This is a genomic window from Bradyrhizobium sp. USDA 4504 (assembly GCF_054063995.1).
Window position 1 is genome coordinate 538,772 of sequence record NZ_JBSSGV010000001.1, and the last position, 11,792, is coordinate 550,563.

5 protein-coding genes and 4 pseudogenes are annotated in these 11,792 nt (G+C 59.5%); 5 read left to right on the forward strand and 4 right to left on the reverse strand.

Features of this window, described 5'->3' with window-relative positions:
• The first annotated feature begins 280 nt into the window (after positions 1–280).
• Positions 281–532 (forward strand): DUF3551 domain-containing protein, encoded by a 252-nt coding sequence (locus ACVMB1_RS02335; protein WP_253641395.1) that lies wholly within the window; start codon positions 281–283, stop codon positions 530–532.
• Between the two features lie 5 nt (positions 533–537).
• On the opposite strand, the pseudogene ACVMB1_RS02340 reads toward ACVMB1_RS02335, so the two are convergent.
• Positions 538–1,027 (reverse strand): annotated as a pseudogene (locus ACVMB1_RS02340) (RES family NAD+ phosphorylase).
• A pseudogene (gene parS, locus ACVMB1_RS02345) lies at positions 1,024–1,507 on the reverse strand (type II RES/Xre toxin-antitoxin system antitoxin). Before parS ends, ACVMB1_RS02340 begins: the two co-directional pseudogenes overlap by 4 nt.
• 960 nt (positions 1,508–2,467) lie before the next feature.
• Between parS and ACVMB1_RS02350 the strand changes: the two are divergent.
• The 4 genes and pseudogenes from ACVMB1_RS02350 to ACVMB1_RS02365 all read left to right on the forward strand — a co-directional run bounded on the left by ACVMB1_RS02350 (position 2,468) and on the right by ACVMB1_RS02365 (position 7,872).
• Positions 2,468–3,310 carry an electron transfer flavoprotein subunit beta/FixA family protein gene (locus tag ACVMB1_RS02350; protein WP_057016774.1) on the forward strand — a complete coding sequence of 281 codons (843 nt, stop codon included), beginning with the start codon at positions 2,468–2,470 and terminating at the stop codon, positions 3,308–3,310.
• Positions 3,311–3,614: 304 nt separating this feature from the next.
• A protein-coding gene (locus ACVMB1_RS02355; RefSeq protein WP_456835514.1) for an IS630 family transposase occupies positions 3,615–4,557 on the forward strand; the annotation gives its coding sequence in 2 pieces (ribosomal slippage) (positions 3,615–3,953 and positions 3,955–4,557; 942 coding nt in all).
• A 103-nt stretch (positions 4,558–4,660) separates the two neighbouring features.
• A pseudogene (locus ACVMB1_RS02360) lies at positions 4,661–5,744 on the forward strand (IS630 family transposase).
• Between the two features lie 511 nt (positions 5,745–6,255).
• Positions 6,256–7,872, forward strand: coding sequence for a hypothetical protein (locus ACVMB1_RS02365; RefSeq protein WP_141713527.1), 1,617 nt, complete (start codon positions 6,256–6,258; stop codon positions 7,870–7,872).
• 366 nt (positions 7,873–8,238) lie between these two features.
• On the opposite strand, the gene ACVMB1_RS02370 is transcribed toward ACVMB1_RS02365, so the two are convergent.
• Both ACVMB1_RS02370 and tcuC read right to left on the reverse strand, forming a co-directional pair.
• Entirely contained in the window at positions 8,239–9,555 is a 1,317-nt protein-coding gene (locus ACVMB1_RS02370; protein WP_456848175.1) for a DUF3422 family protein, read from the reverse strand.
• Positions 9,556–10,244: 689 nt separating this feature from the next.
• A pseudogene (tcuC, locus tag ACVMB1_RS02375) lies at positions 10,245–11,581 on the reverse strand (tricarballylate/proton symporter TcuC).
• Positions 11,582–11,792: the final 211 nt, after the last annotated feature.

Below are 11,792 nucleotides of genomic sequence, written 5' to 3' on the forward strand. Positions count from 1 at the left end.
AGCCGCGAACCCCGACGCTCGCGGCGATCTCCTCATTGCTGACCCCAGCGTCCGCTGCCAGCAGCATCAAGCCATCTTTAATGAGCTTCTAAGGGGAACTACGGGTCGTTCGCTCCTTTGGAACGGTCGGGCGTCGAACTGAGAAGCCACCAATGCGCGTGTCTCTGTTGTTTGCTGCGTTGGCCTTTGGGATCGCGGGATACGTAACTGTTACTCCGGCGAGAACTCGAGATTTCCATGGTGCATGCAGGGGAGAGGCGTCGGATATCCCGGCGATTGCATGTACCAGACGCGCGCGCAGTGCCTCGCGTCCGCATCCGGGCGACAAGTGACATGCGGGGCGAGCGGCGGTGGCAATACAGAGATCGACTCGGTGGTGCAAGTCGGAAAGGCGGCCCACTGTCCGAGCCTGGACAAGCCTATAAATTCGCCGATGGTCTCCAAGTTAGAGTGGGTTCGAAAGCGACAACGCGCCATTATCGGCAATAACACCAGACTGTCGTTCGTTGGTGTGCGGCGGTCGCTGCCATGAAGCCATCAGGACCTAGATGGTCGAGGATGAAGACGCGTATCGAGTGCGAACGCTTCCTGAATGTGCTACTGGTACGCGCCTTTCGCCTTGGTCGGGTCGAAGATTCCAGCTGTGGTTGGACACCGCGCGGTGTTTGGCCAGGAGCGCATCACCGAACGCCTGCTGTCCAGCGCCCGGGATTCCGGGCAGCAGCCAGTTGGCGTTCGGAACGTCGGCGGGGCGAACGATGTGAACGTCGGACACGTCGATGACATGATGCGCGGTCAGTACGTGCGGCGCTGTGTCGAGCGTCTTGAAGCCTTTGTGAACCGCGACTTCCAGGATCGCTGTCGCCGGATCGAGAGAACAATAGACGACGCGGACGCCTATGCTGTTCCACCGGCCGCCGGCCAGGAAAGCGCCTTCGCCACTATCCCAGGTCGACGCGTAACGTGCCGGATCGAGGCGCCAGGCGATGAGCTTGCCGCCTCCCAATGGCTCTACGGAAGACGTCACGCATAGACACCGTAGGCGAGGCGCGTAAGGTACTGTTCAACGAGTTCGACGCCGGCCGGCGTGACGAGCAGGTCAATCGGGCGGCGCTGGTCAAGACCGATGGCCGGACGCTCGAGCCACTGCTCGGCCTCCTCCTGCGAACCGAACACGTCCGTGGCCTTGGCCAGAATTTCGGCAAACTTCCAGGTTCGCCCGCTTTGCTCCTGGCTGAGCGGCTTGTCCGGAGCGTCCTTGCGCCGCTGAAAGGTGCGAAGGCTCATTCCGAAGGCTTTTTCCAGCGAAGCTGTTTGAATGAAGAGGAGGTGGGCGGACGAAGTGGCTCAGCGCGGATCCAGGCAGTCCGTCCAGCAGAAGTTCATGGGCGTCGAGGGCGCTTGTGATGCGGCGCGACAGGATACGGGGTCCGCCGAGCAGATCGGCCACTTTTTGCAGGTCATTGCCCGGCACGTTCCCAACAGGTTTTTCAGCGGCCGCTGTCATGGTGGTCTCGCGACATGTGTCGCTTAATGTGCGTCACATGTCGTGATAAATCAAGGGATGGCCTCTTATGGAGCTCGGCTCACTTACATCGCGGAGCCGCATGTGGGTTCACGACCTTAGATGGGGGATTCGAGCTGCCGGGGTGGCCATCAATCTGCGCCGAAACAACGGACGGACGATTTCCCCTTTCCAGCATCGAGGAATGTCCAGTCTGTTTGACTACCAGCGACGGTTAGCATCTGCGGCGCAGTCACGATTCGAGCTAACCGCGAGAGCGTCGCCGAACCGAGATCGCTCATCTCAGCTGCGCCATCTGGAATGCGATTGCCAGTCGCCGAGATAGTCGAGATCGCCGTCGCTCGCTTCGAATGCGCTTTTGATCTCGGCCATCTGCCACTTGTGATCCGGCAACAAACAATGCCGTCCGTTGAAGTGCGAGTGGACCGGGACCGCAGAGATCGACGACGATATAATCTTCTCCCGAACGCCAGCCCAGAAGGATGCCTCCGTTCTCAAGGGGGGAAGATCCCGCAGGCTATTGCCGGTTGGACCATGTCGAAATCAAAAAAGGTGATCTCTCCGACGCCGGCGCGCGCCAGTTCTAGACCGGCGAAGCTTCCGATCGCGGCAGGAACTCAAGGCGTTCGCCCCCTCGAGGTTTGGCCACGGCGGACCACCTCGCCGGAGCCACCTGTCCGTGCGCATCGCGATTCTGCCTGCGCCTGATGGACGGAGGTGATCTCGCAAGCGGTCTTGGCGTCACTCACCCGACATTCGTAGCTGGATGGCGCTGTCGCAGCTCCGACGCGCGTCGGTACTCTTTCGCCCGGAGCAGCGAGCTAGAGTGGGCCGCATTCTCCCATATAAATGTTCGAAATTCCTAGAGAAATCCAAAAATAGGCGCGATGGTATAACATTTGCTGTTCCGTTCGCAGCTGTCGAACTTTTTGGAGCAATTCCATGCACACTGTCGTCTGCATCAAACAAGTCCCGGATTCTGCGCAGATCCGCGTGCACCCCGTGACCAATACGATCATGCGCCAGGGCGTGCCTACCATCATCAACCCCTATGACCTGTTCGCGCTCGAGGCCGCGCTGGAGCTGCGCGATCGTTTCGGCGGCGAGATAACCGTGCTTACAATGGGGCCACCATCGGCCGAAGACTCTTTGCGAAAAGCGCTGACCTTTGGCGCGGATCGTGCCGTTCTGCTGACCGATCGTTGCTTTGCGGGTTCCGACACCCTAGCCACAACGTATGCACTGGCAACAGCGATTCGGAAGATTGGTAAGGAATACGGGCCGCCGAACCTCATTTTTACCGGCAAACAGACCATAGACGGCGATACCGCGCAGGTCGGTCCCGGCATTGCAAAGCGACTTGGCGTGCTGCAGCTAACCTACGTCGCCAAGGTCAGATCCTTGGATCTCGCAGCGCGTACGATTGAAGCGGAACGGCGCTCCGAAGGTGGTGTCCAGGTGCTGCATACCAGGCTGCCCTGTCTTGTCACCATGCTGGAGGCTACCAACCAGATTCGGCGCGGCGCAATGGCGGATGCGCTGCGGGCTGCGCGTGCGCCGATTGTGAAATGGAGCGCGCATGATGCCGGCGTCGAGGACGTCTCCAAATGCGGTCTCAAGGGTTCGCCGACCGTTGTGAAGCGAGTGTTCGCACCCTCTGCGCGCGCCGAGAAAGCAGCGCTGGTTGAGACCGCCGAGCAGCCCGCACAGGCATTGATTGACGCAATCTTCAAGCAACAGCCGAAGCTCGAGACCGATCTTGCCGCATTAGCCCGCGATGCTTGATCTTGAGAGTTTGGTGAGAAAAATCCCGAACGCGTCAACGCCCTGGCGTCCCTCCTCACTCCGACAAGCGCGGAGGCATGGAGAGCTTGGCGCTGATGATTCAGGCGAGATTGGCGCCGTCCTCACGCCGGCGCCCTCAGCGCGAGGTATGCCTCCGGCGGCCTAATGCGTCGAGTTGGCCGAAACTGGGCCGGTCCCACGCTAGAGCGGTTTCCAGTTGAGGTGAATCGGAACAGTCAAAGGGGATTCCCACGGGCACGCAAATCAGATTCGGTGTTGCCCGCGACAACATGCGGGGCATGCGATGGCGAAGGGATACTCCAAGGACCTCAGGGTGCGTGCGGTTGAGCTTGTTGAGTCCGGCGAAAGCGCACGTGAGGCTGCGCGCATTCTCAATCTCGGCGCTTCGACTACGATCCGATGGATGGATCGTTGGAGGAAGACCGGAAACGTTGAGGCCAAGCCCGGCACCGGGCACAGCCGCTCGCCGTTGGAGCAGCACAAGCAGTGGCTGATCGAGCTGATCGCCGCGGAGCCGGACCTGACGCTCGAGGAGATCCGCGCGCGTCTGCGCTCTCAGAGAAAGCAAAAGGCCGGCATCGGTTCGATCTGGCGTTTCTTCGACCGTCACAGCATCACCTTCAAAAAAAACACTGCACGCCGCCGAGCAGGATCGACCTGACGTCGCTGCCGAGCGTGCCGCGCTGAAAGCCGAGCAGCCCAAGCTGCGTGCACCGCGCCTCATCTTTATCGACGAGACTGCGGTCACGACGAAGATGGTCCGGCACTATGGGCGCTCTCCTCGCGGTGAGCGCCTCGTCTCTGGCGTGCCCCATGGTCACTGGAAGACGCTGACGCTTGTCGCCGCGCTGCGCATCGATGGCCTCACGGCGCCCTATGTCATCGACGGTGCAATGGATGGGCCCTCGTTCCTGGCTTATGTCGAGCAAGTCCTGGCGCCGACCTTGCGCAAGGGCGACATCGTCTTCATGGACAACTTGCGCACTCACAAGATCGCCGGTGTCCGCGAGGCGATCGAGGCTGTCGGCGCCCGCGTGCGTTATCTGCCGGCCTACTCGCCCGACCTCAATCCAATCGAACAGGCCTTCTCCCGGTTGAAAGCTGCGCTGCGCAAAGGCGCCACCCGCACGGTCCAAGCCCTGCTCAAACTCATCGGCAAACTCGTCAAGTCGTTTGCGCCGCAGATGTGTGCCAACTACTCTAGGCATGCTGGATACACCAGATGATCCACATCATGTGGAAAATGCTCTAGTGTCCTGAATCAAAAGTTCGGCGGACTCCAAATCGACTCGATGATAGCGGACTCTCCTGATTTGGGGAGGATTGGCGATGGGTCGGCGCTTTGCTCCGCTGGAGCTTGATGAGGTGGAACGTGCTGAGTTGACATCGTTGGCGTCGCGTCGAAGCACTGCTCAGGCGTTGGCACTGCGGGCTCGGATCGTCCTGGCCTGTGCTGAGGGCGAGCAGAGCAAGGTCGTGGCGGCCCGTTTGGCTGTCGATCCCGACACGGTCGGCAAATGGTGGCGGCGGTTCTCCGAGCATTGGCTTGAAGGTCTTTGGGACGAGTCCGCGATCGGGGACGCCACGCACGATTGAGGATGCCCGGATCGAGGCGGTGATCGTTCGCACCCTTGAGACCCAGCCTCCCGGGGCCACCCACTGGAGTTCGCGCAGCATGGCGCGGGCCAGCGGGCTGTCAGTCTCAACAGTACAGCGTATATGGCGCGCTTTCGGCTTGCAGCCGCATCGGTTGGAGACCTTCAAGCTCTCAACCGACCCCGACTTCGTCGCCAAGGTTCGCGACATCGTCGGCCTTTACGTAGCTCCGCCCGAGCGCGCCATCGTACTGTGTGTCGATGAGAAGTCGCAAATCCAGGCGCTGGATCGCAGCCAGCCCATGCTGCCCATGCGACCTGGCCAGCCGGCGCGCCGTAGTCACGACTACAAACGCCATGGCGTCACCTCGCTGTTTGCCGCCCTCGACGTCGCAACCGGCCGGGTCATTGGCAAATGCTATGGACGCCATCGTGCCAAAGAGTTCCGCAAGTTTCTCGATGAGATCGAAGCTGCGGTTCCAGACGATCTGGACGTCCACCTCGTCATGGACAATTACGCAACCCACAAGACGCCGTTGATCCGCAACTGGCTGGCAAAGAGGCCGCGCTGGCACGTCCACCTGACGCCAACCAGTTCATCCTGGCTCAATCAGGTCGAACGCTTCTTTGCACTCATCACCGAGCGTAAGATTAGGCGCGGCATCTATCGCAGTGTGGCGGCGCTACGGGCCGAGATTGCCTCCTTCATCGACCATCACAACGCTGACCCAATGCCGTTCCGATGGACCAAATCAGCTGACGACATTCTCGGCTCAATCGAACGCTTCTGCGCTTACAATCTGCCCGCCAAGGCATAAAATGCCATGAACTTTTGGTTCAGGACACTAGTCGTAGTCCGGTCCGCCACGCTCGACGGCTTATGCTGCTCGCGCTGGCTGTCGAGAAGCTGACGAGCCCGGCTGCAATTCACCACCGATCCAAATGCGAAAGCGGGCCGTGCTCGCCTACCTGCTGCCTTGACTGAGAATGTGCAACCTGCCCGGTGCTGCCCGCTCAGAGAAGGTGCCGTTGAGTTCGCGTTCGGTTCCGTCGCGAGCTCGTCGCGGCGATCGGGATCACCCGCTTGGCATTCGCCATCGCGGCCGCTTCCATCAATCAGCTCTTGCCGAGCGGTCAAGGCAAGCTTCGTCGCCTCGAGATGGGCTTTATGCCGGTTGTCAAGCGGACCGTGCGAGAAAACAGACGCACATAAAGGAATGCCTTTCTAAGCTTCTCATCAGAGGCTTCGGGCTCGTCAGCTTTTCATCAGCAGTCACGGGTAGCAGGTGATATCTGCTTCTTGAGTTCCCTAAAACGGATGAGACCGCCATGGACCCGAGAAACTGCGACCCATTCTCTTCGGGCCCGCGAAGTTCCAATCATCTGTTGGGGGGACAGCAGGCAGCTCAGGGGGCGCAAGCGAACGAAGCTGGGCAAACGGATTTTGAGCAGCGACTGGGTGAGGCGGCCGAAGCCGCCGTCGCCCGGGATACTCCGCGCCCGACCTATCCTCAGCTATCCAGCGAAGATGAGAGTCTCATAGAGGCGGTTGAAACAGACGCTGTGCGCAGGAATCTGCAGGAGCAAACGGCTCGGAACTATGCCTTTTCTCTACGAAAACTTGGGAATGATCTTGTCTGCCGAGGCAAGACCATTTCCGGTCTCGATCAGACTTCCCTGCTTGACCACGCTTGGTTGTACTTTCCCGCCGACGAGCAAATGCGCCACGCCTTGGGGGCGCTTCACAAATATCGCGAGCCTAGGGTGGCCGATGGAGATCGACATTATGTCCCCCCTGCGGAAGACAAGATTCTGATCGACGGCGCGGTTCAGGCAGCTGCGGCACGCCGGGGATGGGCACCGCTCACAGCCGAGAAGTATGATCGTGTTCTTCGTAGGCTGGCGAAATCGCTCGAGTCTCAGGGGCAAGCGATGGCCGCGCTCGATCACAACGCGCTGCTAGTCCACGCCAAGGGGATGTTCGGTAATGACAATGAAATGGACGCCGCATTGCTGGTGCTTCGCGAGCATCGTGAGCCTGGCATCTTAGCTGCACGCCGACCTCGTGAAGATCAGGCTCCCGCCGCCGAAGACAAATGCCTCATTGAGGCTGCGGCTCGTACCAGCGCGCGTCCCAAGAAGGCCATCAACGTCTACGTCAAAAATCTTCTCAGATTTGCTGGGGCGCTCAACGCAGATGGCCAACGAATGACCAATTTGGAATATCCGGAGCTGGTCAAACTTGCCAAAGAGCGGTTTCCCGGAAACGGCAGCATTGTCAGCGGGCTGGGCATGGTTCGTGATTACCGCAACGCGGAGCGCGCTTCCGGTAGGGCCACCCCTTGGCACGCGGAGGATGATCCGGCCGTCGCGTCACCGGAGTTAAGTTTCGAACCGGAGGAACTTTGGCGGTTACTGGAAGATCAACCGGTCCCCTCGCTGCCACTCCAAAACTCAGCGGGGCTTCGGGATGCCTCGGATGATCCGGATCAGTTGCGGGCTGAAAGTTTGAACACGGCGACGCTTCGGGAGATGCTCGTTTCGCCTGTCGGATCCCCATTGGACAGTGTGAATCAGCCAGATCCAGCCGTTCCGTCGCCGGTGCAAATTGTCGATCCGGAGGGGATTTGGCCGAGTATGGGTCAAGCTGGCCTCTCGCCAGTGGAAAGCTTCGACACGGCGAAGCTTTTGGAGATATTTGCTTCACCCAGACATTCGCCAACCGACAGCGTTAATAAACCAGATCCTTCGCCGCTGTGGGGCGTAGGCGGCTCGAGCTCCGGCGCACCATATGACGCGGTGCGCTCGGTGCCCGGGGTCCCCGATGCAGAGCTGGATCTCCCAACGGGCTGGCAGCACGGCGACCAATGGGCGCCGCCAGACCTCAAAGAAGGAATGCGTTTGCATGACGTGCTGCCGAGCGCTCACAGCCGGAGACGAATTTGACAATTTCGGGTGTGAACTACACGGGCATGCTGGGACCACCTGGCCTGGAGAACGAGATTTTTCTTCGCCGAACCTGAGCGGTCTCGCCTGCCGATCCGGAAATGTCGCCTACAGCCAGTCTTAGCGATGCAATTTAGCGGCACCCCGTCGGTCCATCACTGCCCTGGGAGAGGGGATAATCTGTCATGCTACCGGTCGTATCGCGGGCGGACTGATAGCTTGCGGAAGACGGCAGCAGCATCTTCGATCCTACCGCAGCAATTGGCCAAAGTCGGATTTGCGCACTGTTGACGGTACGAGGGAGCGCGTCCGGCGGCCAGGGGATTAACGTCGCTAAGTTCTCCCGTTAATAGCTGAAAGGAGTGCCTACTCACGCATGGCGGACGGCTCGTCGCGGTGCTTGAGATGTCTCTTGCGAGTATTGTAGCTGACCAGCCAGATCACACCGACGGCGATCGGCACGCACCCTGCGGTTAGATAAGAGGGCTCTACATGAAGTCCGACATCATGCGCTCCCTTGGCAAGGTAGCCAAACAGGCTGACCACATAATATCCTATCGCCGCGACTGATAAACCCTCTACCGTGCACTGCAGCCGAAGCTGCTGCCCAGCGCGTTCATTGATAGCATGCAGCAGGTCCCGATTCTGGCGTTCGATTTCGACGTCAACGCGGGTTCGCAACAGATCAGCGGCACGCGCCAGCTTGACCGACAGGGTTGCCTCGCGATCCGCAGTCGTCTCGCAAGTTCGCATCGCAGGTGCCACCCGGCGCGCGAGGAACGACGACCAGGTCGGATAGTCCGCGATCTCGCTGCCTTCGATGATAGATAAACGGGATTGGACCAATTCGTAATAAGCTCGGCTAGCGCCGAACCGAAACAGGCTTCCGGTCGCACCGCGCTCAAACGAGGCGGCCAACGAGGTCAGTTCGGCAAGTAGATGGTTGTTGAGTTTCAATCCCTCCGCGCCCTGCATTTCTTCGAGTACCTCGCCAAGACGTCTATCGATGCGATCGACGAATGGACCGAGCTCAAGAGCTGTCGATAGACCGAGCAGCGCCAGCGGACGATATGTCTCGACTTCAAGCAGCCGCTGCACCAACGCGCCGAGATTGTGCGGCGTCAAGCCGAGGTCGCAGACAAGAATCCTGGTGAAACCATTTTGGTCAACGCGAAAATCAGAAGCCATGACACTTTTTCCGCCCTTTATGCGGGCCATAGCCAGGCTGCTCTTGTCGAAAAGTTGTTCCGCCCGTGTCAATGGGCAGGCGTCTTGCTCTACGTCCAACTTGATTGCGACCAGCAATTGCCCTTCCTGCCGCAACGCTAGCATCAGGGAGTGAACCGCGCCCGGGGCGCCCTCCGCTTGGCGATCGGCCGGACTATTGACTATCCACGTGAAGGTGGCGAACTCGGCATGCTGTTCCCAACGAAGCGTCACAGGTCCGATATCAATCTGGTGATGTTTCGCTGAGGCCTGCGGTGAGGGAAGGTCGCGATCCCGACAAAATGCGACGAAGCCGCGGCGATCGCTTGCCGCCGCATCGCCCTTCGCAAGAAACGCGTAGTGGATCACCTTGAATGGTGGAATAAGCTGCATAAACGGACGCGCATGCACTTCGCTGAGCACGGCGTCGCGCTGCGGATGCAGCTTGAAAGTGTGAGTATCCAGTCGATCGAGCACGTGTAGGTACCTCATTTCAGAAACTGCATTTGCGCAGGCCCGCGATGTGGCGTGGTGGGTCAGCTCGAAGTCGCACCGATTCGCGCAAGCGGCGCCAAATGTCGTTGGTTGCCAGCAGACCCCCGCACAAGTATCGCTTGGTATCGATGTGTTGCCGCACGCGTCGTGGAGCGTAGACTTGCCTCCAGGAATAGCGCCGGCGGCACGACCGACGTTCGCACGGTTCCGTTCGCGTGACTTCGCCAATCGCCATCGTCGGATCCCACCGTCGATGAATGGATCAATAGCGCAATCATGACTCTCATCCTGGCGCCGCTCATCTCGTCTCGCAATTGGACGCGATGCAGGATCTGGGCCAGCACGAAACGAGCGAAAAGCTGTGCTTTTGGCAGCGATACGACCCGTTGAAAACTGTCAGAGAAAGATGTCGGACATGAAACGCGGCGACATTCAGCCGTGCCGTCCTCACGTAGGAGGTTTGCGAGAATTCGCCTCCGCGCTTCGGCCGGGAAATGCTGATAGGACGATCGGCCGCTGCCGACTGACGGCTGCGAATCCCTCTTCAGCGGTCAAGCATTCCGCGGCAATAACACTACACGCGCCGTAAGGTGACTGCTAGGCGTCGTGGCAGAGCCCGGCATGAGTTTGTCGTAAACGAAGACCGGCAGTCAGCGACTGAGAGCAACACGCTAGCGCGATGCGGCCTGCACGCCTAAAGCGCTGTCGGGCGGTTCGGGGCGCAAAGGCTGCACGGCTCTCGATGGCTTGGAAGTTCCTCGATAGATCGTGAGTGCAGCGATCACGCTGAGTGCGGCTGCAAACATCGAACCCGGGCGAAGCCTTGTCATGAGTTCGTTCAATGAGCCAAGTCGAGGCAAGTGGAGTGAAAGTACCAAACAGGGCGGCCGCGAGTGCGAAGGCCAGGGAGAAGCAGGTTGTGCGCACATGCGCAGGTACGATCTCAACCAGAGCGCCCAGCATAGTTCCGCTGTAGGTGCCAAAGTAGAAAGAGAACATCATCGCCACTGACAACATTTTGCCGAAAGTGGGAGCGCTCACCAGCCAATTCAAAGCCGGATAGGCCGTCATCAAGGCAAGGCTAGCAATGGCGAGCAGAACTGGCTTACGGCCAATACGGTCGGAGAGGGCGCCGCCAATTGGATTCCAGATGAAGTTGGTCACGGCGACCAGGAGTGTCACCAAGAGCGCATCCTGGGTGGACAGCTTCAAGACGGTCTTGCCGAACGTGGGCGTGTAGACGGTAACGAAATAGAAGGCGCCGTGCTCAGCATGGCCATCATCATCCCGAGGACGACGGTGCGCCAATTCGCAAGCGCAGAGGCAATGACCTCGCCTGCTGCGGGATGCTTTTTCATCGCCAGAAACTCAGGAGTTTCCTCCAGCGTTCGACGAAGGAAGAAGATGAGCGGGACGATAAGACAGCCGAGAAAGAAAGGAATTCGCCAACCCCAGGAGGCCACGGCCTCCACCGGCATCGATTCGTTCAGCAGGTAACCCGCGATCGCCGCGACAAAGATCGCGACCTGCTGGCTGGACGACTGGAACTAAGTGTAGAAACCACGATTGCCTGGGGTTGCGATCTCTGCCAGATAGACTGAAACACCGCCGACCTCGACGCCGGCGGAAAAGCCCTGGAGCAGCCGTCCGGTTAGAACGATAATGGGAGCGGCAATCCCGATTGTCGCATGGCTCGGACAGAAGGCGATAATCACGGTGCCGACTGCCATGATCGACAAGGTAATGATCAGGCCTTGGCGACGGCCAATCCTGTCAATATAGGCGCCCAGCATAATCGCGCCCACCGGACGCATTAAGGCGCCCAGCCAGAACACGCCAAACGTGTTAAGCAACGAGGCGGTTTCGCTCTCTGCGGGAAAAAAGCGTTCCCAATGGCGGTGGCATAAAAGCCAAATAGGAAAAAGCCGAACTGCTCGAGGAAATTGCCGCTGGTCGCACGGAGGATCGCGTTAAGACGCGATTTGACAGAGGCGTGCTGAACGAACATTTGTGACACCGCGAGTTTCCTTCCCAGTCGAAGGCCGGTCGCGGCAAACCCTACGCCGGCCCAATTGCTATCAGGCCGTGACTTTGTCGTTCAAGACATTAGCGACCGACCGGAAGGCGCCTTGTCTTTCGGGCATATTTTCGGCGGTCGCCAAACCTGACTTGAGATGAAGTTCAAACAGCCGTGACGCCCGGCGTTCATTTGGCGGGTA

Bases quoted from the DNA above. Each gene is read 5' to 3' on its own strand.
- ACVMB1_RS02365 (WP_141713527.1), top strand. From the start codon at position 6,256: ATGGACCCGAGAAACTGCGACCCATTCTCTTCGGGCCCGCGAAGTTCC.
- ACVMB1_RS02335 (WP_253641395.1), top strand. From the start codon at position 281: ATGTACCAGACGCGCGCGCAGTGCCTCGCGTCCGCATCCGGGCGACAA.
- ACVMB1_RS02350 (WP_057016774.1), top strand. From the start codon at position 2,468: ATGCACACTGTCGTCTGCATCAAACAAGTCCCGGATTCTGCGCAGATC.